The following is a 25,655-nucleotide window of genomic DNA, read 5'->3' on the forward strand; positions in this document are numbered from 1 at the left end:
GGTCGGTCCGGCGGCTCATCCCTGGCCGGCCGCGCGCATCAGGGAACGCAGCCGCAGCCCCAGATGGAGCGTCAGCCGGTTGTCGCCGTCGGCCAGGTCCAGTCCGGTGAGTTCCGCGATGCGCTGGAGCCGGTAGTACAGCGAGGTGCGGTGGAGGTGCAGGGCGTCCGCGGTGCGCGGCGCCGAACCGGCGTGGTCGAGGTAGGCCGCGAGCGTCTCGGTGAGGCGGCCCGACGGGTCCCGGGCCAGCAGGGCGCGCAGCGGCGCGGGCAGCAGCGCGGGAGTCAGCCGGTCCGGCGGGATCAGCGACAGGGGTGCCAGCGCGCCGAGTTCGGCCCAGCGCACGACGCCGTCACCGCCGGTTTGCGGTCCGGCCGCCCGTGCGGCGCCCGCCGCCTGCTCGTACGACATCCACGCCTGTTCGACACCGCCCTCCACGGTCTCGCCGATCCCCGCCACACACTCCGCCGACCCGTCCAGCACCGACCGCACCTGCTGGAGGAGGACCGCCGCCCGAGCGCGCAGCCGCTCCTCGGGTACGGGCCGGTCGGAGCAGGTCAGCAGCAGCCCGCGCGGCCCGTCCAGGCAGAACTCGGTGTGCAGCGCGCGGTCACCGGCCACCCGCTCGAGCCCGGTGCGCAGCGCCACCTCCACCACCCCCGCGCGGTCGGCCGGCGGATCACCGACGACCCGCGCGACCGTGACGCCGGCGCAGCGGGCGGACGGCAGCCGGCCACCGCGGACGAGCGCGTCCCGCCCGGCCTTGCGCACCGTGGCCGACGGGCTCAGCAGCTGCCGCAACGCCTCCTCGCGGGCCATCCGCTCGGTGTCCCGCGCGGCGAACTCCCCGTACATGAGGGGAGCGAGGACACCGGTGGCCTCGACGACGGCCTCGACACTGGCGGGGGAGAGGGAGCCGTCGGGGTCGATGACCATGAGCAGGCCGAGCAGTTGGTGCCGCCACCGTATCGGCGCGCACAGCCGCGCCCGCATGCCCAGGTCGTCGCGCGGCGGGATGACACCGGGTTCGGTCCAGCGGTCGACCCCCTGGGCGAGGATGTGCCCGGCCGCCGCGCTGCCCGCGTCCCGCTGGAGCACCGCCCGGACCCGCACCCGGTCCTCGTCGCCGAAGTGGCGGCTCGCACACAGGATGTGCACCCGTGGGTCGTTGACCGCGACGGACCGGCCGATGCGCTCCGCCAGCTCGTCCACGACGTCCTGAAGCCGGCCTTCGAGCATCGTCCATCACCTCCCGCCGGACGGGCCGGGTGGCCCGTCGCTGCTGCCGATCGGAAAGATCTTTACGTATGTCTCGACCGATGTGAAGGGTGATGACCTGCTGTTTTCTACAGATCGAGGAGGCGGTGCGAGGTGTTTGCGACGGCCGTCGGTGGCCCCGGGACACCCCGGTGTCCAGGATCGGGCCATGCACAGGGGACGACGACTGGCCGACCGCACCGCCCTCGTCTTCGGGGCCGGCTCGAGCGGGGACGGGGTGAGCAACGGCCAGGCCGCCGCGCTCGCGTTCGCCCGGGAGGGGGCGCGGGTGGCGGCGATCGACATCGACGCGGACCAGGCCCGCCGCACGGCCGAGGCGATCACGGCCGAGGGTGGCACGGCGCTGCCCCTGACGGCGGATGTCACCGACGAGGAGCAGGTGGCCGCCGCCGTCGCGTTGGCCGAGCGCGCACTGGGCACGCCCACGGTGCTGCACAACAACGTCGGCGTGGCCCGGCTGGGCGACATCACCGGACTCGACCTGGCCGACTGGCAGTCCGCCCTCGCGATCAATGTCGGCGGTGTCTTCCTGACCTGCAAGCACGTACTGCCGCGCATGGTGGCGGCGGGTGGCGGGGCGGTGGTCAACGTGTCCTCGATCGCCGCGATACGCGACACCGGGTATCCGTACCCGAGCTACAGCGCATCGAAGGCGGCCGTCAACCAGCTCACGGTCAGCCTGGCGCTGCGCCACGCCGCCGAGGGCATCCGGGTGAACGCCGTGATGCCCGGACTCATCGACACCCCGCTGGTGGCCCGGCAGATCGTGGCCGGGGCGGACGACCCCGAGGCCGCGCTCGCGGCCCGCCACGCGGTGAGCCCGACGGGCCGCATGGGCAGCCCGTGGGACGTCGCGGCCGCCGCCGTCTTCCTCGCCTCGGACGAGGCCGCGTACATCAACGGCGTATGCCTGCCCGTGGACGGTGGCCTCACGGCGCGCTGCTGAGCGTCATTTTGGTCCAGACCATTGACAGACGGGGTCCGCGGGCGCTGTCATGGGGGACCGTCAGCTCTGGAGAGCGCTCTCAGGCCGATGCTATCGCCTGGGCCGGACCTCGGAGAGTTTTCGTGCGCAAAGGTTGTCATGATCGTGACGAACTGCTCGTGATCAACCTCGCTCGGTCGTGGGAGCGCCACGGCGCATGACCTTCCGGCGGCACCGCCGGCTCTTCCGTAACACCTTTCCCCCACGACGAAAGAGGAACCATGCGGAAAATCCTGACCGCCGTGGCCGCCATGGCCGCCGCGGTCCTGGTGGCCCTGAGCCCGCATTCCGCGACCAGCGCGGGCGCCACCCCCGGCACCGGCGCGGAAACGGCGTCCGGTACCGCGTCGGCCGCGGCGGTCGACCACACCGTCACCTTCGTCAACGACACCGGCAGGAAGGTGTGGATCGGCAGCGATGTCAATGCCGACGGGTCCAAGGACTTCACCTCGCTGCCCATCCTGGAGCCCGGACAGTCGGGCACGGTGACGATTCCCGAGACGGCGGACCCCGGCCACTGGCGCGGCAAGTTCTTCGCCCGTCAAGGGTGTACCGGAACGCCGGGCGACACGTTCCACTGCGAGGTGGGGGACTGCGGCAAGCTCGAGGACCACTGCGAGACCGCCGAACAGCCCACCAGCCTCGCGGAGTTCAACTTCGACACCCGGGACTCGCTGGCCCCCTGGTACAACGTCAGCTACGTCAACGCCTTCTCCCAGCCCGTCACCATCGCCCCGAACGACGCCGCGGGCGGCGGCGGATGCGACACGATGGGCTGCTCGGAGAACCTGCTGCCGCTGTGTCCCCCGGACAACCTGACGAGCCGGCCGGACGGCACGCCGATGCTGTGCACCAACCCCAACCGGGACGCCAAGACGCCCTACAGCGACATGATCGCCGCTCATTGCCCCAAGGCCTACGGATGGTCCAAGCAGGACCAGGAACCGGGCAACCAGGTGATGCAGCAGTGCGGCCAGTGCAGCGGCTTCACCGTCACCTTCCACAGCGTCGTCTGACCGGCCGGTCGGCCGCCTCACCCGCGGCCGGATGAGAAAAGGAGGGACGACGTGCGGAGGATACGCCTCCTCACCGTCTTGCTGGCGGTGCTGACCCTGCTGACCACGGGCAGCCAGGCGGGCGCCGGTGCGTCCGCCGCCGAGGCCGGGAAGAAGGGCGTCAGCGCCTGGAACTTCGACGGGGTCACCGCGGCGATGGCCGATTCCGGGGTCGGCTGGTTCTACACCTGGGCCTCGGGCAAGGAACAGATCCAGCCGCCGGACGGTGTCGAGTTCGTGCCCATGATCTGGGGTGCGGGCTCGGTGACCGACACCGAACTCGACCGGGCCAGGAGCGAGGGCAGCACCCTGCTCGGATTCAACGAGCCGGACCTGGCCGGCCAGGCGAACATGACCGTGGAGCAGGCCCTCGACCTGTGGCCCCGGCTCCAGTCGACCGGTATGCGGCTCGGCGCCCCCGCCGTGGCCTACGGCGGCGACGTCGCCGACGGCTGGCTCGACCGCTTCATGAAGGGCGCCGCCGACCGCGGCTACCCGGTCGACTTCATCCCGCTGCACTGGTACGGCGCGGACTTCGACGCCACCCGCGCCACCGACCAGCTGCGCGGCTATCTCCAGGCGGTCCACGACCGCTACCACAAGCCCATCTGGCTCACCGAGTACGCGCTGATCGACTTCTCGACCGGTACCCCGAGGTATCCGACCGCGGAGCAGCAGGCCGCGTTCGTGACGAAGTCCACCGCCATGCTCCAGGGACTGTCCTTCGTCGAGCGGTACGCGTGGTTCACGCTGTCCGCCGATCGCGGCGGCACCGGTCTCTACAACGGCGCGACGCCCAACCAGATGGGCGCCGCCTACCGCGCGGCCGGCTGACGAACGGCCCGTCCGTGCGCACCCCCCACCACCACACATCGAAACGAGGTCCTCGCCATGCGCAAGGGAATGCTGGCCGGCCGGCTGGCGGCCGCGGCCGTCGCACTGACCGCCGTGCTCGGTGTCGCCCCGACGAGCACCGCCGCGACCAGTGACACCCCGCCGGCCGGAGAGAACTGCTGGGCGACCCACTACGGCTACATACCCCCCGGTGCCTACACCGCCAGCGGCGAACTCTTCGACAACAACGCGGACACCGCGGCGACGTCCCTGAGCCGCGATCCGCAACTGCCCTTCGGGACCAAGGTGAAGGTCACCAACGTCGCGAACGGCGCGTCCCTGGTCGTGCGCATCAACGACCGCGGCACCTTCGCGTGGAGCCCGTCGGTGCCCAAGTGCCTCGACCTGACCGACGGGGCGTACGCCCGGCTCGGCGGAGTCCTCAACCCCGACTCCGGCCACATCGTGGTCAAGGAGGAAATCGTGCCCTGACCCCGCACCGACGGCGGAAAGGCGCGGTCGCGGCGGCCCCGGAACGCGGTTCCGGGGCCGCCGCGTGCAGGTGCCCCCATGCCGCCCCGCGAAGCGCCCGTCGTACGCCGGCGGCTTCGCTCTTTCCGGGGCTCTTCGCCGGAATCGCTACCCACCGACCTCGGGCCGAAGTACTCTCCCTCGCGAAACGCCGGGAGTGGGAACTCGTGCGATGAAGTGGGGTAAACGGGGGTGCGGGTGATGGCGGAGGCCGGTGACAGGATCGCCGACCGATATCTCCTTCAGGAGCCCATCGGCAGCGGCGGTATGGGCATCGTCTGGCGGGCCCACGATGAACTGCTGAACCGGCAGGTCGCGATGAAGTGTGCCCATCCGGACGACGAGCGCGCGGAGCGGCGGCTCACCAACGAGGCATCCAACGCCGCGCAGCTGCACGATCGGCACGTCGTCTCGGTGTTCGACTTCGTCAAGGAGGGCGGGGACTGCTGGATCGTCATGGAGCACGTGTCCGGGAGCAGCCTCGCCGACCTGGTGCGCGACCGCGGCGCCCTCTCCCCGCAGGAGGTGGGCTCCATCGGCTGCCAGATCGCCGCCGCGCTGGCGAAGTCGCATGCCGAGGGCGTGGTGCACGGCGATGTCTCCCCGGAGAACGTGCTGGTCACCGAGGACGGGGTGGCCAAGCTGACCGATTTCGGCATCTCCCGGGCGCTGTGGAGCGAGGCCACCTTGACCCGGACCGGTGGCGTGCCCGGCAAGCCGTTGTATCTGCCGCCCGAGGTGGCCAAGGGACACCCGGCCGACCGGAAGTCCGATGTGTTCTCCCTGGGCGCGACCCTCTACGCGGCGGTCGAGGGGCAGTCTCCGTACGGTAAGGCCGCACACCTCATGGCCTATGTGGCGCGGGCCATCGACGGCCATATCGAGCCCCCGCGCCGGGCCGGGCCGCTGGCCGAGGCGCTCACCGCGCTGCTGAGCGTGGAGCCGAGGCGGCGCCCCGCCGCCGATCAGGCCGTACGGCTGCTGCGGCGGGCCACCCCCGGGCCCGCGCCCGGCGAGGGCCCGCATGACGGCGGCCCGCTGGACCGCACCCCTTTCAGGATGCGGCTGCTGCCGCCGTCGGCCCGAAGGCCCTGGCGCCGCCCGAGCCGCCGTGTGGTGATCACCGCGACCGCGCTGGGTGCCGCCGCGGCCATGGTGGCGTGGCTCGCCCTGGTCGGCCCCTGGGGCGGCGGACACTCCGACGAGAGCGGCCGGTCCGAGTCGGGACGGGCCGGCACCGTGGGCGACGCGCGCACGGCCGACCCCTGCACGCTGCTCGACGCCGTCTCGCTCAGCCGCTTCGGCGCGACCGTGCTCGACCCGGACTACGGCGAGATCGATCGGTGCGATGTCCTGCTGCGCGGCGAGAGCGGCGATGACATCGCCGACGTCCAGCTCAACTTCGACGCCGACCCGCCGGAGCCGGGCGGCCTCGTGCCCACCAGAAGGGTCGGCAATGTCACCATCGGCGCGTACAAGCGCGAGGGGGACAAGTGCGTGCGGAACATCGCGTCGGCTGACCGGAAACAGATCTGGATCATCACCGAGCGGCTCGGCACCCCGGCTCCCGACCCGTGCCAACTCGGCGACGCGGCCACCGACTACGCCGTCAGCGTGCTGGACCGCGGCCAGGTCCCCCGGCGCTCGTCGCGGCCGGACGAGAGCTCCCTGGCCCGGGGACACGCGTGCGGGCTGTTCGACGGTGATGAGCTCGAGCGGGCCGCCGGTGTCGAGGTGCAGGACCGCGACCAGGGCTTCGGGGACTGGCGATGCGAGTGGGCGAACGGCTCGGGCGACGCGGGAGTGGAGCTGGAGTTCAGCCGGAGCAACGACTTCACCTCTCACGACGGACAGCGAGCGGTGATCGCCGGCAGAAAGAGCTTCGTATTGCCCAACGAGTGGAGCGACGAGTCCTGCCTCGTCCAGATGTTGCACCGCTCCTACCGCAACTCCCTCGGCGATGACACCGTCGAGTTGGTGTCGCTGAACGTCCGCGGACCGCAGTCCACCGAAAAGCTCTGCCACACCGCCAAGGCGCTCACCGCCGCGGCCGCGAAGAAACTACCGAAGGCATGACCACACCTCCCGGCAACGACCGCCGCGCCACCGCCCGGCCCCCCGCGAACCACCCCGCCGCCCGCCACCCCGCCACCGGCCGTCCCGCCGTGGCCGGTCGCCTGCTGCCCGCCGCGCACGGCAGCCTGGCCCGCGGGGTGTCCGCGCCGGTGCCGGGCACCGCCTTCGCCCTCGCGCTGACCGGCGGCATCACCCTGGGCCCCGGCGACGGCCGGGAGCTGCTCTTCGGGCGCAACCGGCCCGAGGTGCACGTCTGCGTGGGCGAGGACGACCCGCAGGTCAGCCGCTGCCAGGGCAGGCTGACCCACCGCCACGGCCAGTGGTGGGTGGCCAACAACGGCCGGCTGCCCCTGCGCTTCCCGACGCGGCTGCTCTTCACCGGCGAGGAGCCGCTGCCTCTCGAGACCGGCTACACCCCGCTGTTCGTGCGCGGCTCACGCGACCGGGAGCATCTGCTGGAGGTCTTCGTCAGCGGTCCCGAGGCCGAGCGCCCCGTGGCCCAGCCCGGGGACGTCACCCGCCCGCCCCGCGTATGGGTGCTCACCGAGGAGGAGAAGCTCGCGCTCGTCGTCCTCGGCCAGCGGTATCTGCTCCATGAACCACGCCCGCAGCCGCTCACCTGGAAGCAGACCGCCGCCCAGCTCGCGGAGTTGCGGCCCGGGGAGGGCTGGCGGGAGAAGCGCGTGGAGCACCTGGTCAACCGGGTCCGCATGATGCTCTCCCGGGACGGTGTGCCCTGGCTGACCCGCGAGGAGGTCGGCGAACCGGTCGGCAACGCCCTCAACGACCACCTGATCCGCGCCCTGATGATGTCGACCACGCTCGTCCCCCTGGACCTGTCGCTGATCGACGCCGCCTGACCCTCCCGGCGCCTCCTCGGCGCCCGTGCCGTCATTCGGTATCCGCGGTGATGGCCCGCAGCATCGGGACACGGGCGGCCTGACGCCCCGGCCAGAGCGAGGCCAGGCCCCCGATCGCGGCGCCGGCGACGAAGAACAGCGCCGCCCGGTCCCAGGGGACGACGAGGGGTACGCCCTCCTGGCCGAGGACGGCAGCCGCGCCGATGGCCGTGCCGGCGACGACCCCGAGCGCGGAACCGAGGAGGGAGATGGTCACCGACTCCAGGCGCAGCACGGCCGCGACACCACGGCGGTCCAGCCCGATGGCCCGCAGCACCCCGAACTCCCGCACCCGCTCGAAGACCGCCATGCCCATGGTGTTGACCACCCCGAGGGCGCCGATCAGCACGCTCACGCTGAGCATGGCGTACATGATGTCGAGGAACGGCGCGGTCCGCGCGGTGGCGGCGGCCACCGCGTCGGCGCGGTCCTGGACGAGCAGCGCGGGATTGTCCAGGGCGCGCCGGATCTCCTCCTGGAGCGCGGCGGTGCGGCCGGGGGCGGCCTTGACCAGGACCGAGTCGATGCTCGGCCGTTCCTCGGCGCCCGCCCCACGCGGCAGGGCGCGGTCGGAGACGAGGGCGGGGGTCAGATCGTCCGGACCGTCGTAGACCGCGACGACGGGCAGGCTGGTCCGGGTGCTCGGGGTGGGTCCGGCCGAGCTGGAGAAGGTGCCCGTCACCCGGGAGCCGAGCCGCCAGCCGTGGGCGGCGGCCAGCTCCTCGGTCACGGCGATGCCATGGCCGAGGCGGTCCAGCGACCCCTCGCGGACGGTGAGCGGCGTCACCCGCTCCACCGCGCCGGGGCTGACCGCGGTGACCGGCACCGAGGAGGTGTCGGAGAGGTCGAGGTAGGCGTGGCTGACGGGGGTGACGGCCTCGGCGTCGGCGAGGCGGGCGACCCGGGCCGCCGTGTCATCGCCGATCTCCCCGAAGTCGACGGCGGTGATGCGCACATCCGAGAGCATGGACCGGCCCGCCTCCTCCTCGTCCAGGCGGTTTACCGAGGCCACGGCCACGGTGACGGCGGTGACCATCGCCAGACCCACCATCAGGGTGGTCGCCGTGGCCGCCGTACGCCGTGGATTGCGCCGGGCGTTCTCCACCGCGAGCGTGCCGCGGACGCCCGCCAGCCGGGTCAGCGGAGAGCGCAGCAGCCCGGTGACGCCCAGCGCGAGCAGCGGGGTGAGGACGATCAGTCCGACCAGCAGGACGGGGGCCGCGCCGAAGAGCAGGTCCGGCTCGCCGACGGCGGCGGCGACCAGCAGCGCCCCGGACGCGGTGACGATCAGCCCGATGGTGTTGCGGCGGCGCAGCGAGGCCACGGTGGACGGCTGGACGGTCCGCAGCGCCGCCACGGGCGGTACGGCCGCCGCCCGGCGGGCCGGGAGGCAGGCGGCCAGGACGGTGACGCCGATGCCGACGCCGAACGCCGCGAGCAGGGACGTGGCGGACAGCGGCGGCAAGGGGGCGTTCCCCGTCCCGAAGGCGCCGAACACGCGGCCCAGCAGCCCCGCGACACCGATGCCCAGCGCGTACCCGACGGCCGAGGCGACCGCCCCGACCAGGGTGGCCTCGGCCAGGACCAGGCGCATCACATGGCCCCTGGTGGCGCCGACCGCGCGCAGCAGCGCGTGTTCCCGCGCGCGGGCCGCGCTGAGCATGGTGAAGGTGTTGGCGACCAGGAAGGTGGAGACGAACAGGGCGATGCCCGCGAAACTCAGCAGCAGCGTGGTGAGCTTGTCCTCGCCGCCGCCGGTGGCCTGGGAATCCAGCTCCGCACGGGTGACGGCCCGCAGCCCGGAGGGCAGCGCCCGCTGTGCCTGGCGGGCGAGCCGGGCGTCGGATGTGCCGTCGGCGGCGGTCAGGGTGATCGCCGAGTAGCCGTGCGCCGCGGGGGCGAAATACCGTCGCGCGGTGGCGGTGTCGAAGGCGGTGAGGGTGCCACCGGAGTCCAGCCGGCTGTCCTGGGCGGTGAACACGCCGACCAGCCGCGCGTCGCGGGCCGTCCCGCCCACGACGACGCGCACCCTTGCCCCCACCCGGTACCCGGCGCGTTCGGCGCTGTGCCGGTCGACGGCGATCTCGGTGGCGGTACGGGGGCCGCGGCCCGCGGTGAGCGGATAGCGGACGTCCTCGCCGCTGCCGTCGGGGACGTAGTTGACGCCCGCGGCCTGGTTCAGGTCACCCACCACAGTGCCGTCGGAGCCGACGAGGAAGGAGCGGCCCTCCACCACACCGCGTGCCGCGGCGGCCGCCGGCAGCGCCCGCAATCGCCGCAGCAGGGTGTCATCGAGCGGAGGGGACTCATCGGACCGGTCCGGTGTGATCGAGACGGAGGCATCGGGCTGGGAGTTGGTCTGTGCGCGGAGCGCGGCCGCGCTGACGGAGTCGCCATAGAGCAGCGAACCGGTCATGAAGGCCACGCCGAGCACGACGGCGAGGGCGGGCATCGCGAAACGGAGCCGATGGGAGCGGAGGGTGCGCAGGGCGGTGCGGAACATCGACGGCCTTCGGAAAGGGAAACGGTGAGCAGGGGCGGGTGCGTGGCGCTCGAACGCTCTTCGGCCGCCCCGGGTGCCATCCTTCGCGCGGGCGCGGCTCGGCGGATCCACCGGAATGCCGAAGCCGCCGCCTGGTCCCCGGCTCCCCTCGGCCGAAAGTTCGATGTGGCGAGGGCGGCCCGGCCGTAGCGTGACCTGCCATGATCTCCGTGTCCCGGTACCGTTTCCGCTTCCGGCACCTCTGGCAGTGCCTGGTCGGCGCCCCTCTGGTCGTCCTCGTGGTCCTCGAGGGGCTGAACGCGCCGTATCCGCCGATGGCCGCGGCGACGATGCTGTCCGGGGTGCTGTGCCTGGCCGCGCTCGCCGTGCCGGAACGGCTCTTCGCGCGCTGCGCCGTCGGCGCGGCGGCCGTCTCGGGTGTGCTGACCGTGACGGAGGCACAGCTGTCCCACCGTCCCCCCAACACCCCGGGCCTGGTGGAGCTGGGCGCGCTGCTGCTGCTCATCACCCGCGCCGTGCGGCGCCGTCGGCCACTGAGCGCGGCCGCCCTGGCCGCGGGAGCCGCCCTCGCCGCGGTGACACTTCCCCTGCGGGTCGCCGAGCGGGACGGCAACCTCGCGAACCTGATCGGCGCCATCGCGGTGTGCTTCGTGCCGTTCATGGTGGTGGTGGGCCTGTGTCTGCGTCTGTACGACACGCTGCGGGAGCGGGAGCGGGAGACCATCCGGCAGGCCCAACGCCTGGAGCACGCACGGGAGTTGCACGACTTCGTGGCGCACCACGTCACGGCGATCGTCACCCAGGTCAAAGCCGCGCGGTTCACGGCGGCGGCCGGCCACACCCAGTCCCCGGAGGACCTGGACCGGATGCTCGCCCAGATCGAGCGGGCCGGGTCCCAGGCGCTGGGGTCGATGCGCGCCATGGTCTCCAGCCTGCGGGACCACGGCTCCGCCACGACCCGGCCCACGGGCGATCCGACCGGTCTGCGCGGGCTGCGCGCCCTCACCCGGGAGTTCTCCGAGGTGGGCCCGCCCGCCGAGCTGATCCTCGCCCCGGAACTCGCCGACCGGCCGCTCCCGCCCGGCACCGCCACCACGGTCCACCGGGTGGTGCAGGAGTCCCTGACCAACGTCCGCAAGCACGCCGTCGGGGCCGGCCGGGTCGAGGTGCGGATCGGTGTGCGGCCCGGCGACCCGGAGCGGCTGGAGGTGTCGGTCCACGACGACGGGCGGGGCGGCGCCTCACCCGCCGCCGAGCGGCCGGTCGAGGGGAGCGGTTACGGCCTGGTCGGCCTGGCCGAGCGGATCGAGCAGGTCGACGGGCACCTCACCGCCGGGCCACGGGACGGTGGCGGCTGGCGCGTCCTGGCCGTGCTCCCCCTGGACAAGGCGACCCCGGAGAAGGATGCCCCGGACAAAGCAACGCCGGGCAAAACGACGCCGGGCAAAACGACGCCGGACAAAACAACGCGAACCCCGTGCTCCGCGACTTCGGACCACACGACCCCGAAGGTGGCCTCGTCCGGCTGATGGACCGCACGCCTGCGATCATGCAGGGCATGACGATCCAGGTGCTCATCGCCGACGACCAGGAGATGGTCCGGGCCGCATTCCGGATGATTCTCGACTCCCAGCCGGACATGCGGGTCGTCGCCCAGGCGGCGACCGGCGTCGAGGCGGTCGACCAGGCCCGCCGCCTGCGGCCCGATGTCTGCCTCCTGGACATCCGCATGCCCGAGCTGGACGGTCTGGAGGCCACCCGGCTCCTCGCCGGACCCGATGTGCCCGACCCCCTGAACGTCCTCATCGCCACCACCTTCGACCTCGACGAATACGTCTACCGGGCGCTGCGCAACGGCGCGTGCGGCTTTCTGCTCAAGGACGGCGCCCCGGGGCTGCTCACCGAAGCGGTGCGGGCGGCCGCGGCGGGCAACTCGCTGATCTCGCCGTCGGTGACCGTCCGTCTGCTCGCGCACATGGCACCCCACCGCGAGCGGCCGGCCCCCTCCGAGGCCCGTCCGGCCCGCACCGGGAGGGGCGGGCCGAAGGATCTGATCGAGCCGTTGACCCAGCGCGAGGTCGACGTGGTCCGGCGGGTCGCCCGCGGCCGTACCAATGAGGAGGTGGCCGCGGACCTGCATGTCACCCTGTCCACCGTGAAGACCCATCTCGGCAACGTGCAGCGCAAGCTCACCGCCCGCAACCGTGTCGAGATCGCGGCCTGGGCCTGGGAGCACGGCATGGTGGACGAGCCCTCGCCGAGTGGCGGACGGTGATCCGCTCGCCGAAGACGTCGCGCGGCCGGACACCGGCCGCCGCCTGAGCGGGCACCGCCGCGCGTGCCCGGGGCGTGCCCCCGGCTCCGGCACGCTCTAGGATCGGTCGGTGACCGCCGTGAAACAGCAGACCACCAGGGACGGAGCGGCACCGGGGCGAAAGCGCCCGGACGGTGCGGCCAGAAGCGCGACCGTCAAGGACGTGGCGACGCTCGCCGGAGTCTCCCCGAAGACCGTGTCCAACGTGATCAACGGCTTCGTCCACGTGTCCCCGGCGACCCGGGAGCGGGTCCAGCGGGCCATCCGGGAGCTCGACTACCGGCCCAACCGGGTGGCCCGCAACCTCCGGCGCGGCACCACCGGCATGATCGGGCTGGTCCTGCCGGAGCTGGACGTCCCGTACTTCGCCGAACTGGGACGGCACTTCCTGACCACCGCCGAGGAACACGGCCGCACCCTGCTGATCGAGCAGACCCTCGGCGACCGCGAGCGGGAGGCGGCCGTCATCCGCGGCCTCGGCGACCAGATCGTGGACGGCATGGTGGTGAGCCCGCTCGCCCTGCACGGCAGCGCGCTCGCCGGCCACCTCGGCGCCGTGCCGCTGGTGCTCCTCGGCGAACGCCCCAGCGGCGGCCTCGCCGACCATGTGGTGATCGACAACGTGGCCGCCGCGAAGGAGGCCGTGACCCATCTGGCGCGCGCCGGCCGCCGCCGGATCGCCGCCATCGGGCTGCAGCCCGAGCCGTACATCGGCACACCGCTGCTGCGCAGGACCGGCTACCGCCAGGCGCTGGAGGAGGCCGGGCTGCCGCTGGACCCCCGGCTGGAGCGGGAGACCCCCCGCTACCACCTGCGCGAGGGCGCGCGGGCGATGGAGGCGCTGCTGGAGCAGGCCGAACCGCCGGACGCCGTGTTCTGCTTCAACGACGCGCTGGCCCTCGGCGCGCTGCGGACCCTGTACGAACGCGGGCTGCGGGTGCCGGACGACATGGCCGTGATGGGGTTCGACGGCATCGAGGCCGCCCGGTACAGCACGCCGAGTCTGAGCACCGTGGCGCCGGACAAGAGCGCCATCGCCCGGCGCGCCGTCGATCTGCTGCTGGAGCGGATCGACGCACCGGACCGCCCGGCCCAGGAGGTGGTGGTCGGATACACACTGCACATCCGCGAGTCCACCGAGGGCCGGGCCGCCCGGACCGGTCACTGACCTCCCAGACCGGTGGTGGCCACCGACTTCACGATCTGCCGCTGGAACAGCATGAAGACGATCAGCAGCGGGAGGGAGCCGAGGATCGAGGAGGCCGATTCCTGGGCGTTCCGCAGCCCGGTGGAGTCCTTCACGGTCGACAGCCCCACCGGCAGCGTCATCAGCTGCGGATCGCTGGTGCTGATGAACGGCCACAGGAAGTTGTTCCAGGTGTTGATGAAGACGAAGATCGCCACCGCTGCCAGGATGGGCCGGGACAGTGGCATCACCACACTCCAGAACACCCGGAAGCTGCCCGCCCCGTCGATCCGGGCGGCCTCCTCCAGCTCCCGCGGGATGCCGTCGAAGAACTTCTTCAGGATGAACACCATCGCGGGCGCCACCACCTGCGGCAGGATCACCGCCGCGTAGGTGTCGACGAGGTTCATCGCGAGCATCTGCCGGAACAGCGGCACGATCAGGATCTGCGGCGGCACCATGATCGAGGCGATGATGACGGCGAAGAGCACACGGCGGCCACGGAAGAGCGTCCGGGAGAAGGCGTACGCCGCCATCGCCGAGACGGCCACGGTGAGCGCCGTGACGCACACCGCGATCACGAGGCTGTTCAGCGCCCACACCGGGAGCTTGCCCTGGCCGAAGATGGTCCGGTAGGCGTCGAGGGTGAAGCCCGCCTTGGGAATCCAGTCGACGCCCGACGCGCTGGCGTCGACCTCCGTCTTGAACGACGTGTCCACTCCCCAGCCGAACGGCACCAGCCACGCCACCGTCATCAGCGCCAGCGCCAGCAGTGTCAGCACACGGGGGAGGAGCCCCGTGCCGAGTGTGGGGTGCCAGGCGTGGCCGCGGCCGTAGCGGCGCCGCCGGACCACCTCCCGGGGCATGGTCGAACGGGGCGGCTTGCCGGGTGTGCGGGGTGAGAGAGTCTCGGTGGTCATGGCGCGATCAGTCCTCCCCGCGCGAGAAGATCTTCAACTGGGCGATCGAGAGGATGATGATCACTGCGAAGAACACGTACGACACGGCCGAGGCGTAGCCGAGCCGGTAGTTGGTGAAGCCGGTGTCGTAGATGTACTCCAGGATCGGCCGGGTGGAGCCGTTGGGACCGCCCTTGGTGAGCAGATAGATCTGGTCGAACACCTTCAGCGACGCCATCACCTGCAACACCGCGATCAGCCCGGTGGTCCGGCGCAGCTGGGGCAGGGTGATCGACCACAGCCGGCGCCACGCACCGGCGCCGTCGAGCGCTGCCGCCTCGTAGAGGTGGTCGGGGATCGCCTGGAGCGCGGCCAGGTACAGCAGGAAGTTGAACCCCACCGTCCACCACAGGGTCACCAGCGCGATGGACCACATCGCGACCTTCTCGTCCGTCAGCCAGGTGACCCCGTCGAGCCCGACGGCCTGGAGCAGACCGTTGAGCATCCCCCGGTCCGGCTGGTACAGCATGCTCCAGATCTGGTAGACCACCGCGACCGGCAGCAGGTGCGAGGCGAAGAAGGCCAGCCGCCACAGCCACTGCCCCGGCATCCCCGTGTACACCAGCAGGGCCATCACGAGGGCGACGACGACGAGGGGGACGGTGGACAGCACGGTGAACCAGACCGTGTTGCCGAGGGTCTCCCACACCTGGCTGTCGCCCAGCGCCTCGGTGTAGTTGTCCAGGCCGACGAAGGTGCCGTCACCGTGGCCGGTCAAGCTGGAGTTGGTGAAGCTCATCCACAGGCCGATGCCGAGCGGCACGATGAGGAAGAGCGTGAAGAACACCAGGAAGGGGGTGGCGAAGAGCCACCCGGTACCGCCCGAGGACCGTGACCGGTCCGTGGCAGCGGGCCGTCGGGATCCGGCCGCGACCTGACGCGCGGGCGTGGAGACGGAAGCCATGACATCGCTCCTTTCCATTGCGATTCCGTCCCGCTCAGGCCGGATTCGGCTGGGCCATCAGGGTGTTGATCTGGGAGATCATGGTGCGCACCGCGCTCGCGGCGGACGACGAACCGGCGAACGCGGGATCGAGCGCCTGGCACATCCGGGTCTGGAAGTCCGAGCCCGAGCCCGCGAACCACACCGGCGGGTCGAGCGCGAGCTGCTTGGCGGCGCCCGCGTACTGCGACTGCGGACTCAAGCGGGCGTACGCCGAGGACGAGACGGCCGGTGTGTAGGCGGGGATGTGACCCGCCGACGCCCACGTCAGCCCGGACTTGACCAGCTCGGCCACGAACCGGTGGGTGCGTCGCCGGCGCTCCGGATCGGGGTTGTCCTGGTGCGGCAGCACCAGCGAATGGCTGTCGGCGGCGCCGGCCGGACGGTCGTAGAAGGTGGGGAAGGGGGAGCCGCCCAGCCTGTCCTTCAAGGTCGGCTTGAAGGTGGCCATGTCCCACTCACCCGCGAAGATCAGGGGTGACCGGCCGGTCGCGAAGGCGGCGTTCGCCGTCTGGAGGTCCATGGTGCGGCTGTCGCGGGTCAGGTCGGCCATGAACCGCACGACCTCCACGGCGGTGTCCTCGTCGATCTCGGCCCGCTTGCCGGTGAGGTCGAAGGTGGCACCGGTCTGGCTGAACAGGGTCCAGAACATCCGCCAGCCCATCGCCGCGTCGTTCACATGCCCCAGGACGGGCCCGAGCTTGCCGCCGGACCGGCGGAGCTTGTCCATCATCTCCAGGGCGTGCTGCGGCGATTCGAAGGGCATCAGCTGCCCATCGGTGGTGAGCAGGTCCGCCTTGTCCAGGACGTCCCGGTCGAAGAAGACGATGAAGGGGTGGGTGTCCAGCGGAATGGCGTACGGGGCGCCCTGGTACAGACTCCGCTTGACGAGCGTGCTGTTGAGGTCCTCCTGCTTCAGACCGTACTCGGCCAGCAGGTCGGTGTCCCAGGGGTCGAGCAGACCGCCGGGCGCGTAGCCCGCGAGGCGGGTGAGGTGCATGATGGCCACGTCCGGTGCGCGGCCGCCGGCCGAGGCCATCGCGAGCTTGGTGTAGTACGGCGGGCCCCAGTCCAGCACCGTCGTCCTGACCTTGAGACCCGGGACGCGCTTCTCGATGCCCCCCGTTATCGTCTTCATCAGCACGCCGTCCGGACCGGTGAACAGGGTCCAGTACTGGATGTCGTCCGCGCTGGTGACGCTTCCGGCGAGGGAACCGCAGCCGCTGAGCGCGGAGGCCGTGACGGCCGCACCCGCGCCGTACACCGCCCCTCTCAGCAGACCGCGCCGTGACAGACCGCTCATCGCCCCTCCTCACCGGACGGGCGCTCGAAGGCGGCGGGACGCTGCTGGGCCGCGCGCAACCGGGCCACATCGAGCTTCTCGCCGCGGTCGAAGCGGTAGACGCCGTTCTGTTCCTGGAAGACGTCGGTGAGCTGGGTGTAGCAGTAGCCGAACATCAGCGGGTCGTCCAGCAGCGCCGCGGTCAGTCCGGCGAACCGCTCGTGGAACTCCTCCTCGGTCCGCGGCCGCTGCCCGTAGCCCCAGGACACCTGGCGGTCGTCACCGGCCGCGGCCGCCGCCTCCTCCGGATTCCACCAGATGCCGCCGAACTCGCTGCAGAAGTAGGGCTGGCCCCGGTAGGGCACCGACCACACCGCGTCGGTGTTCTCCTTCTCGGGGTTGGCGCGGGTGTCGGGGTTGATGAGCGGCTGGTCCTTGTCCAGTCCCGCCATCTGGCGGCGGAACTCCCGCGGGTCCTGTTCATAGCTGTGCGAGTCGTACACATCGGTCTCGAGCACGCGGTGGGAGTAGCCGGAGGCGTCCAGGACCGGGCGGGAGGTGTCGGCGGCCTTCGTGGCCAGGAACATGCCCCGGGTGACATCGTCCAGCACGCTCTGGCGGTCGTGGAGCTCCTGGTGCGTCTCGTTGAGCGGGCACCAGCCGACGATCGACGGATGGGAGTAGTCCCGCTCCACGGCCTCCAGCCACTGGGTGATGAAGCCGGCGGTCGGCTGCTGGTTGTCCCGGGTGGTGTGCTTGGTACCGGAGCCCCAGTCGCCGAACTCGCCCCAGACGAGATAGCCGAGCCGGTCCGCGTGGTGCAGGAAACGCTCCTCGAACACCTTCTGGTGCAGCCGGGCCCCGTTGAACCCCGCCGCCAGCGACAGCTCGATGTCCCGGACCAGGGCGGCGTCGTCGGGGGCGGTCATCAGCCCGTCGGGGTACCAGCCCTGGTCGAGGACGAGCCGCTGGAAGACCGGGCGGCCGTTCAGCAGCAGCCGCTTGCCGTCGATGGCCACCGACCGCAGCCCGGCGGTGCACTCGGCGCGGTCCACGGTGGCTCCGTCGGCGTCCAGCAGCTCGATCCGCACCCGGTACAGGTGGGGGTCCTCCGGGGACCACGGCCGGCACCGGTCCTCGGGCAGCGTGAGCACCATACGGGGGGCCAGGTCGAGGTCGGCGCGCACCGTCGCCTCGGCCACCGACTCGCCGTCCGCGTCGGTCACCCGGGCCGTGATCCGGTGGCCCGGACGGTTGGCGCTGAGCGGCAGTTCGAGGTGGAAGGCCCCGGACGCGAGGTCGGGGGTGATCCGGGGCCTGCGCAGATGGACCGCGGACACCGGCTCCATCCAGACCGTCTGCCAGATACCGGTGGTGCGGGTGTAGTGGGCGGCGTGGTTGGCGTACTCGGTGGACTGTTTGCCGCGCGCCTGCGGGCCGTGCCGGGCGTCCCGGGCCCGTACGACGATCACCATCTCGGTCCCGCCGTCCACCTCGCCGAGGTCGGCGGTGAAGGAGGTGAAACCGCCGCTGTGCCGGGCGACTTCGCGGCCGTCGGCCCAGACGGTGGCGTCGTGGTCGACGGCCCCGAAGTGCAGCAGTACCCGCCGGCCGGACCAGTCGGCCGGGATGTGGACCGTGCGCCGGTACCAGACCGCGGGGTGGAAGTCGGTGTCACCGATCCCCGACAGCTCGGACTCGGGGCAGAACGGGACCAGGATCCGCCCGCTCAACTCCTGGTGGACCAGCCCGCGCTCGAGACCGCTGTCGCCGGGATCGAAGGCGAACTGCCAGGTGCCGTTGAGATTGAGCCATTCTTCCCGGACGAAGCTTGGACGGGGATATTCGGGTCGTGGAACGGCGTTCGACACTTCGGTCGAGGGGTTGTCGGTGTGAGCCATGGAAACTCCGGGAAGGGGCGAGGGATTGGGTCGGGCAAAGGTATGCCATCACCCGTTTACATCGTTGTAAAGATCTCGCGCACCATCTTTTCCCACGATCGTGGAACGCCGTCGGCGGGAGCGGCTACACCTCGCCCTTCCGCACCTTGTACAGCTCGATGTCCTTGTTGGCGAACAGGTGCACATAGCCGCAGTTCCAGCAGATCAGCCCGGTGGCCGACTCATTGGCCCAGGCGAAGTTGAACAGCTCCATGCCGGTGCTGTTGAGCTTCACCTCGCGATCCCGGAACAGGTCGCCCTTGCAGAACACACAGGTGATCCACACGTCTCCGAGAGCCGCGCGTACCGGCTTGGCCACGATCTCCACCTTTTCCGGCCACCGAAGCGGCCCCCGTCCCGAACTGACACGTGCCGATCAGCATAGGACGGGGGCTCGCTCGCGCCGTCAGCCGCGGTAGGTGCGCACGTAGTCGAACCGCGCGACCGCGCCTTCGGTGTTCTGCGCGACCAGGCCGATCCTGAGCTTGCTCACGGTGGGGAGGGTCCAGACGCCGGTGCGGACCCAGTGCACACCGTCCGTGCTGGTGGCGGCGCGCACCTCGGTCTCGTCCCGTGCGGTGTCGGCGTGATACGACAGCCGCATCCACAGGGTGCCCGCGGGCGGACCGCCGAACATCGGCCCGTAGGCCACCGGGGTCGGCGGTGTGGTGGTGGGGCGTTCGCCCTCCTTCGCGAACTCGGTGACGTGTGTCAGCTTCCCGTCGGTGTGGCTCACCGGGAGCACCGCGTGCACCAGCTTCACATAGCGGTCGTCGGTCCCGTACAGGACCATTCCGGCCTGCTGATTGGACCGCCCCGGATCGAAGCGGAGCCTGGTCTGCACGGTGTAGTCGCCCCGGGGAGCGTCCCGGGTCAGCACCGACGCCGTATTGGTGCCCAGATGGAGTTCGCCGCCCTGCGTCGGCCAGGACAGGGCCCCGTCGGCCATCGTGACCCCGGGCGCCGGGCCGCGCACCCAGGACCACGGGGAATCCGCGGTGGTGCCGGGAACGGCGGTGGAGCCGAAGTCGTCGCTGTAGGCGGGCAGCAGCCGGCCCGGCCCGGGGTCGGGGACGCGGTCGGTGACCGGTGTGTACAGCGCCGTGGCCGCCACGTTGTCGGCGGCCGCCCCGGCGCCGCGCGCGGCGACGCCGACCGGGCCGGAGCGGACCGCGCGGGCGGGCAGCGGGCGCTCCTGGGTGGCCACCGCGTCCCGCAGCCGGTCCGCGCTCACCTCCACGGTCATCCGGGTGCCGCGGATCTCGGCCGTCACGTTGTGCCAGGTGTCCCAGGCGAAGTCCGGCGGCAGCGGGGTGGTACGGGTGCCGACGTCGCGGCCGGCCACCCGCACGTCCGTCACCAGCGCGTCGCGCTTCCGGTCCAGCCAGGCGACCACGTAGTCGTCCGGGCCGGTGTAGGCGGCCAGCAGTCCGGCCGCGCCGGTGGCCGAGGGCACCCGCAGGTCGGCCTCGGCGCGCCGGGCCGCGGGGGCCGACCGGTCCGAGACCAGATAGGCGGGGCCGGTGGCGTTCTGGCCGAGGGTGGCGAAGCCCCGCGCGTCCCGCTCGTGCCCGACGGTCCAGCCGCCCGTGCCGGAGCCGCCCGTGCCGTGCCAGCCCTTCAGCGAGCCGTCGTTGAAGGTGCCGCCCGCGGCCGGGGAGGTCACCGGGGCCCGCTGGGCGCCCTGGGAGGGGCCGGCCCCGGCCCGTACCACCGGCCAGCCGTCGATCCAGTCCAGCCGGTCGATCAGCATGGGCCGCCGGCTGAGCTGGCGGTCGATACCGGGAACGAGGTCCAGGTCCGGGTCGTCGGCCGGGATGGCGTGGTAGACGAGCCAGTCCTGGCCCGACAGGTCGGTCTGGAGCGCGTTGTGCCCCGGCCCGATCCACCCGTTGCCGCCGGCGCTCAGCACCACGCCGCCCTTGCTGGTGGCCGTCATCAGGTCGACGCCCTGGTCGTCGGTGAAGGGGCCGGTCGGGCTGGTCGCGCGGCCCACCTTGACCTGGTAGCCGCTGTAGGCGCCGTCGCAGCAGCCCGCGTCGGAGTAGAAGAGGTAGTAGTAGCCGTCGCGGCGGACCACGAAACCGCCCTCCATGCGGCGGCCCTGCGCGACCTCGGTGACCGTGCCCTCGACGCGGGTGCGGTCGTCGTTCATCTTCGCCACGCAGATGGTGTCGTAGCTGCCCCAGTACAGATACGGTTGGCCGCCGACGTCGGTGAACTGCGCCTGGTCGATGTCCCCGGTGGCGCAGCCGCTGTCGTCCGCCAGCACCGCGCCCCGGTCGGTCCACGGACCGGTGGGTGTGGGGGCGGTGGCCACGCCGACGGTGTCCTTGCCGGGCACCGAGTAGTAGAGGGTGTAGTGGCCGTCCGCGTAGCGGATGTCCGGCGCCCACAGCCGGGAACCGTGGTGCCAGGCGGGCTGGGTGGCGGGGGTGAAGACCTCGCCGGCGTAACTCCAGTGCGCCATGTCGGCCGACTTCAGGATCGGCAGCATCCGCTCGCCGGTCTCGCCCTTGGTCTGGAAGACCGGGTTCTGGGTGCCGTAGGCGTACCAGTAGCCGTCCTTGCCGCGGATCATCGTGGGGTCGGGGAAGGTGTCGACGACACCGGAGGTGACCGGGTTCCGGTACGTCGCCGACGCCGCCGGCCGGTGGGCCGCCGCGCCGGCCGTGGCCTGCTGCGCGGCGGGTGGCAGGGTGGCGATCAGCACCCCGGCGAGCGCGGTGACGACCTTGGCCGTGACGCTCGTTCTCCGGGTCATGGCCGGGCGCCTTCCTGCTCGGAGGACTCGAAGGAGCTCAGGGTGGGGTCGTAGTCCAGGGCGCCGATGTCGTACATCGGGGTCATCCAGTGGTAGAAGTTGTCGCCGCGCTCCCGGAGCAGGTCGTACAGGCGGCGCATCATCCGGCGGCGGACACCGGCCAGCTCCGGGTGCTCATAGCGGTTGGACAGCTCGTGCGGGTCGGCGTCGAGGTCGTACAGCTCGTTGACCGACTCGGGGTTGACGACCAGCTTGTACCGGTCCTCGCGCAGCATCCGCTGCGGGTAGGGGAAGTGGTGGCCGTGGAACTCGGCCAGCAACTCCTGTGGCCAGTTGGGGTGTTCGCCGCGCACCAGCGGGAGCAGGCTGCGGCTGTCGGTGGCGGGGGAGGGGTCGCAGCCGGCCAGCTCCAGGATGGTCGCCGTGCAGTCGGTGAGGGATACGAACTCCTGCCGCACCTGCGGTTCCTGGCCGGGGACGCGGATGATGCCGGGGATGCGGTAGATGTCCTCGTACATCGCCGGGCCCTTGTCGTGCAGCCGGTGGGCGCCGGTGAACTCGCCGTGGTCGGCGGTGAAGAACACGGACGTGTCGTCGGTGAGCCCCAGTTCGTCGAGGCGGGTGAGGATGCGGCCGATCTGTTCGTCGATCAGGGTGACATAGCCCCAGTACACGGCGATCAGTTTGCGGGTGACCTCGATCGGCATGGTGTCGAAGGTCCAGTGCGCGCTGTAGTTGCGCTGCACCGGCGGCTTGCCCTCGAAGGTCTCCGCGATCGACGGAGGCAGCTCCACCAGGGCGGGGTCGTACATGTCGTAGTACTCGTCGGGCAGCAGATACGGCAGATGCGGCCCGAAGAAGTGGGTGGCCAGGTAGAAGGGGCGGCCGTCGGCCGCGTACTTGTCCAGCTGCTCGATCGCACGGGTGGCGAGGTAGTGCTCGAAGGTCGCCTCCACGGGCTGCTGGAGGCGGGCGGCGAGCAGGTTCCCCGGGTTGCCGTTGGGGGTGGTGCCGCGCACCAGATCGCTGATGCGGTACGGAGGCAGGCCGCGTTCCTCCAGGTAGGCCAGGTAGTCCGGATGGTCCACCGGGTTGTGCCAGCCGGGCAGATCGGGTCCGTCGAAGCCGTAGGAGGCGGCGTTGCGGTGGGTGCCGACATGCCACTTGCCGACCAGCCCGAGCTGGTAGTCGCGCTCGGCCAGGGCGCCGGGGAAGGTGAACGCGTCCTCGCGCAGATCCTCCAGGTAGCCCACGTTGCGCTCGTAGTTGGCCAGCAGCCGGTGGCGGAACGGCGCCTGGCCGGTGAGCAGACTGGCACGGGCCGGGGTGCAGATGGCGGTGGGGGTGTAGAAGCGGTCGAACCGGGTGCCGGTGGCCGCCAGCCGGTCCAGGTTCGGCGTGGCCACGTGTGGATTGCCGTAACAGCCGAGGGTGTCGACCCGGTGCTGATCGGTCATCAGGAACAGCAGGTTCATCGGGCGGCCGCCTTCGTGTAGAGGTCACCGTCGTAGAAGGAGGACGGTTCGGGTGCCTTCTTCAGCTGTCCGGTGCGGACGAAGAAGTCGCTCATGCCGTCCAGCCACTTGTCGACGGTGCCGTCCTTGGTCTTGGCGACGAGTTCGGCGGTGGTCATCATCTTCACATGTCCGGCGTCCGCCGCGACCTTCTTCTCGTCGGCCTTGAGCAGCTTCGCGGCCAGCGCTATGGACTCCTTGGGGTGCGCGGCCCGCCAGTCGTTGGCCTCCTGGAGCACCTTGACCACCTTCTGGTCGCGCTCCGCGTTCCCCTTGGCGGCGGAGACGAAGGCGGTGGGGAAGGAGGAGCCGGGGATGTCCTCGGTGCTCGCCACCTCCTTCATCCCCGGCACCTTCTCCTTGATGGTGTCGATGAGGGGGTACCAGATACCGGCGCCGTCGATCTGCCCGGAGGCGAACGCGGAGACGATGGTGGGCGCGTCCATCACCACCTTGGAGATGTCCTTCATGGTCATCCCGGCCTGCTGGAGCGCGAGATTGAGCGCCATCTCGCCGGACGTGCCCTCGGGGACGCCGACCTTCTTGCCCTTCAGGCCCTGGATCGAGGAGATACCGGGCCGGGCGATGACCCGGTCGGCGTAGGTGAGGGTGTTGATCGCCACGACGGTGGCCTTGCCGGACGCGGGCAGCCACAGGGCTCCCGGACCGATGTAGCCGTAGTCCAGGTTGCCGGTGCGCAGGGCCTGGATCTGGACCGGGCCGTTGACGAACACCTTGGGCTCGGCGGTGAGTCCGTGCTTCTTCCACAGACCCTGCTCATCGGCGATCGCCAGCAGGCTGGCGCCGTTGTAGTCGGCGATGTAGCCGAACCGCACCGTGGAGCCGTCGCCGCCGCCGGAGGACGAACAGGCCGCTACCGACAGTGCCGCCCCGGTCGCGGAGAGTGTGATCAGAAAGTCGCGTCGGCTCATCCTCATGAGGAGTGAGTCCCTTCGGAAAAGTGCGGATGGGGAATGCGTGGGGGAGGGGTCAGGCGGCGGAATCGGCCGGTGACTGGTGGTAGACCTGCGTCCAGACGTCGTTGCGGATCCGGGCGAACTCCGGGGAGAGCCGGATCTCCTCGGTGCGCGGATAGGGGAGGTCCACGTCGATGACCCGGTGGATCCGGCCGGGCCTGGCGGCCATCACGACCACCCGGCCGGCCAGGTACACCGCCTCGTCGACGTCATGCGTGATGAACAGCACGGTGCGCCGCTCCTTGGTCCAGGTGTCCAGCAGCTGGTCCTGCAACTGCACCCGGGTCAGCGCGTCCAGCGCCCCGAACGGCTCGTCCATCAGCAGGACTTCCGGGTCCACGGCGTACGCGCGGGCGATCGCGCAACGCTGCTTCATCCCTCCGGAGAGGGCCTTGGGCAGGGCGTCGGCGAAGTCGGCGAGCCCGACCAGCTCGATGGCGTGTTCGGCGCGGCGCCTGCGCTCGGCGGCGGGGACATGTGCCAGCTTCAGCCCGAACTCGACATTGCCGCGCACCGTCAGCCAGGGGAACAGCGCGTACTGCTGGAAGATCACACCACGGTCCGGGCCCGGCCCGGTGACGGGCGCGCCGTCCACCGTGACCGTGCCGGAGGTGGGCTCCACCAGTCCGGCCGCCATGCTCAGCAAAGTCGACTTGCCGCAGCCGGACGGCCCGACGACCGCGACGAACTCCCGGTCCTCGATGTCCAGGGAGACACTGCCGAGGGCGGTGAAGGTGGTGTTCTTCATCGGGTACGTCTTGGCCACGTCCCGGAACGAGATCTTGGTGCTCATCGGCGCTCCTGCCAGGCGGTGAGACGGCGTTCGGCCAGCAGCAACAGCCGGTCCATGAGCAGGCCGATGACGCCGATGCTGATCAGACCCACGAAGATGGTGGGCACGTCGTAGTAGGTCTGGGCGTGGACCATCTCGAAGCCCAGCCCCTTCTGGGCGCCGATCATCTCGGCCGCCACCACGGTGGCCCAGGCCGCGCCGAGCCCGATGCGCATGCCGACCAGGATGAACGGCGTGGACGCCGGGATGACCACCTTGAGGAAGACGGTCCGGTCCGAGGCGCCGAGCACCCGGGCGGCGTCGATCAGCGTCCGGTCCACACCGGTCACCCCCTGGAAGGCGGCCACCACACAGGACATGAACGCGGCCAGGAAGATGACGAAGACCTTGGGCGTCTCGCCGATGCCCATCAGGACGATCACCAGCGGGATCAGGGCCAGCGGCGGGATCGTGCGGAAGAACTGGACGTACGGCTCCAGCAGGCCCCGGGCGACCGGGTACCAGCCCATCAGGAAGCCCACCGGCACGGCGACCACGGTGCCCAGCGCGAAGCCCAGGAGCACCCGCTGGAGGCTGGCCAGCGCGTCCTCGGTCAGGGTTCCGTCGGCGAGCAGGTCACGCGCCTTGGAACACACGGCGAGTGGTCCGGGGATGTCCGCGAGCCCGGCGGCGGCGGTCACGGCCCAGATGGTGATGCCCAGGACGAGGGCGATCAGGTTGAACACGAGGGGAGGGACGGTGCGGCGGGTGCCGCGCGGTGCTTCCGGCGGCGCGGGAGTCTTCTCGGGCGCGGTGACCACCGTCATGGACGCCTCGCGGGGT

Annotated in this window: 21 protein-coding genes; 9 read left to right on the forward strand and 12 right to left on the reverse strand. The window is 71.4% G+C overall.

Features of this window, described 5'->3' with window-relative positions:
* Positions 1-15: 15 nt before the first annotated feature.
* Entirely contained in the window at positions 16-1,239 is a 1,224-nt protein-coding gene (locus PS467_RS36235) for a PucR family transcriptional regulator (RefSeq protein ID WP_311038784.1), read from the reverse strand.
* 187 nt (positions 1,240-1,426) lie between these two features.
* Here PS467_RS36235 and PS467_RS36240 point away from each other — a divergent pair, with 187 nt between their 5' ends.
* The 6 genes from PS467_RS36240 to PS467_RS36265 all read left to right on the forward strand — a co-directional run bounded on the left by PS467_RS36240 (position 1,427) and on the right by PS467_RS36265 (position 7,619).
* A complete protein-coding gene (locus PS467_RS36240; RefSeq protein WP_311038785.1) occupies positions 1,427-2,224 on the forward strand; it encodes an SDR family NAD(P)-dependent oxidoreductase in 798 nt (265 codons plus the stop codon).
* A gap of 260 nt (positions 2,225-2,484) precedes the next feature.
* Positions 2,485-3,279, forward strand: a complete 795-nt coding sequence (locus PS467_RS36245) for a thaumatin family protein (protein ID WP_311038786.1) — start codon at positions 2,485-2,487, stop codon at positions 3,277-3,279.
* A gap of 51 nt (positions 3,280-3,330) precedes the next feature.
* A complete protein-coding gene (locus PS467_RS36250; RefSeq protein WP_311038787.1) occupies positions 3,331-4,152 on the forward strand; it encodes a glycoside hydrolase family protein in 822 nt (273 codons plus the stop codon).
* Positions 4,153-4,209: 57 nt separating this feature from the next.
* Positions 4,210-4,644 carry a septal ring lytic transglycosylase RlpA family protein gene (locus PS467_RS36255; protein ID WP_311038788.1) on the forward strand — a complete coding sequence of 145 codons (435 nt, stop codon included), beginning with the start codon at positions 4,210-4,212 and terminating at the stop codon, positions 4,642-4,644.
* A 240-nt stretch (positions 4,645-4,884) separates the two neighbouring features.
* Positions 4,885-6,759 carry a serine/threonine-protein kinase gene (locus tag PS467_RS36260; protein ID WP_311038789.1) on the forward strand — a complete coding sequence of 625 codons (1,875 nt, stop codon included), beginning with the start codon at positions 4,885-4,887 and terminating at the stop codon, positions 6,757-6,759.
* Entirely contained in the window at positions 6,756-7,619 is an 864-nt protein-coding gene (locus tag PS467_RS36265; RefSeq protein ID WP_311038790.1) for an FHA domain-containing protein, read from the forward strand. The genes PS467_RS36260 and PS467_RS36265 overlap by 4 nt, the downstream gene beginning before the upstream one ends.
* 31 nt (positions 7,620-7,650) lie before the next feature.
* Here the strand turns inward: PS467_RS36265 and PS467_RS36270 are convergent, their stop codons facing one another.
* A complete protein-coding gene (locus tag PS467_RS36270) occupies positions 7,651-10,161 on the reverse strand; it encodes an ABC transporter permease (protein ID WP_311038791.1) in 2,511 nt (836 codons plus the stop codon).
* A 200-nt stretch (positions 10,162-10,361) separates the two neighbouring features.
* Here PS467_RS36270 and PS467_RS36275 point away from each other — a divergent pair, with 200 nt between their 5' ends.
* From PS467_RS36275 to PS467_RS36285, 3 genes are all read left to right on the forward strand, one after another.
* The gene (locus tag PS467_RS36275; RefSeq protein WP_311038792.1) at positions 10,362-11,690 is read left to right on the forward strand and encodes a sensor histidine kinase; all 1,329 of its coding nucleotides are present in this window, start codon (positions 10,362-10,364) and stop codon (positions 11,688-11,690) included.
* A 20-nt stretch (positions 11,691-11,710) separates the two neighbouring features.
* Entirely contained in the window at positions 11,711-12,436 is a 726-nt protein-coding gene (locus PS467_RS36280; RefSeq protein WP_432280779.1) for a response regulator transcription factor, read from the forward strand.
* Positions 12,437-12,545: 109 nt separating this feature from the next.
* Positions 12,546-13,643 (forward strand): LacI family DNA-binding transcriptional regulator, encoded by a 1,098-nt coding sequence (locus PS467_RS36285; protein ID WP_311038793.1) that lies wholly within the window; start codon positions 12,546-12,548, stop codon positions 13,641-13,643.
* Here PS467_RS36285 and PS467_RS36290 read toward each other — a convergent pair.
* The 10 genes from PS467_RS36290 to PS467_RS36335 form a co-directional block, all read right to left on the reverse strand.
* On the reverse strand, positions 13,637-14,581 hold the full coding sequence (locus tag PS467_RS36290) for a carbohydrate ABC transporter permease (protein ID WP_268975888.1): 945 nt from the start codon (positions 14,579-14,581) through the stop codon (positions 13,637-13,639). The two genes, PS467_RS36285 and PS467_RS36290, sit on opposite strands and share 7 nt — an antisense overlap.
* A gap of 7 nt (positions 14,582-14,588) precedes the next feature.
* Positions 14,589-15,524: a carbohydrate ABC transporter permease gene (locus PS467_RS36295; protein WP_311038794.1), complete on the reverse strand. Its 936-nt coding sequence runs from the start codon at positions 15,522-15,524 to the stop codon at positions 14,589-14,591.
* A gap of 34 nt (positions 15,525-15,558) precedes the next feature.
* Positions 15,559-16,866, reverse strand: a complete 1,308-nt coding sequence (locus tag PS467_RS36300) for an extracellular solute-binding protein (protein ID WP_311038795.1) — start codon at positions 16,864-16,866, stop codon at positions 15,559-15,561.
* Positions 16,863-18,746: a glycoside hydrolase family 2 protein gene (locus tag PS467_RS36305; protein WP_311038796.1), complete on the reverse strand. Its 1,884-nt coding sequence runs from the start codon at positions 18,744-18,746 to the stop codon at positions 16,863-16,865. Before PS467_RS36305 ends, PS467_RS36300 begins: the two co-directional genes overlap by 4 nt.
* 124 nt (positions 18,747-18,870) lie before the next feature.
* Positions 18,871-19,104: a hypothetical protein gene (locus tag PS467_RS36310; RefSeq protein WP_268975892.1), complete on the reverse strand. Its 234-nt coding sequence runs from the start codon at positions 19,102-19,104 to the stop codon at positions 18,871-18,873.
* Between the two features lie 87 nt (positions 19,105-19,191).
* The gene (locus tag PS467_RS36315) at positions 19,192-21,549 is read right to left on the reverse strand and encodes a glycoside hydrolase family 43 protein (RefSeq protein WP_311038797.1); all 2,358 of its coding nucleotides are present in this window, start codon (positions 21,547-21,549) and stop codon (positions 19,192-19,194) included.
* Positions 21,546-23,024: a sulfatase family protein gene (locus PS467_RS36320; RefSeq protein ID WP_311038798.1), complete on the reverse strand. Its 1,479-nt coding sequence runs from the start codon at positions 23,022-23,024 to the stop codon at positions 21,546-21,548. Before PS467_RS36320 ends, PS467_RS36315 begins: the two co-directional genes overlap by 4 nt.
* Entirely contained in the window at positions 23,021-24,001 is a 981-nt protein-coding gene (locus PS467_RS36325; protein ID WP_268975895.1) for an aliphatic sulfonate ABC transporter substrate-binding protein, read from the reverse strand. The genes PS467_RS36320 and PS467_RS36325 overlap by 4 nt, the downstream gene beginning before the upstream one ends.
* A gap of 52 nt (positions 24,002-24,053) precedes the next feature.
* Positions 24,054-24,833 carry an ABC transporter ATP-binding protein gene (locus PS467_RS36330; protein WP_311038799.1) on the reverse strand — a complete coding sequence of 260 codons (780 nt, stop codon included), beginning with the start codon at positions 24,831-24,833 and terminating at the stop codon, positions 24,054-24,056.
* The gene (locus PS467_RS36335) at positions 24,830-25,639 is read right to left on the reverse strand and encodes an ABC transporter permease (RefSeq protein ID WP_268975897.1); all 810 of its coding nucleotides are present in this window, start codon (positions 25,637-25,639) and stop codon (positions 24,830-24,832) included. The genes PS467_RS36330 and PS467_RS36335 overlap by 4 nt, the downstream gene beginning before the upstream one ends.
* Positions 25,640-25,655: the final 16 nt, after the last annotated feature.

The organism is Streptomyces luomodiensis (genome assembly GCF_031679605.1).
Taxonomy (GTDB): Bacteria; Actinomycetota; Actinomycetes; order Streptomycetales; family Streptomycetaceae; genus Streptomyces; species Streptomyces luomodiensis.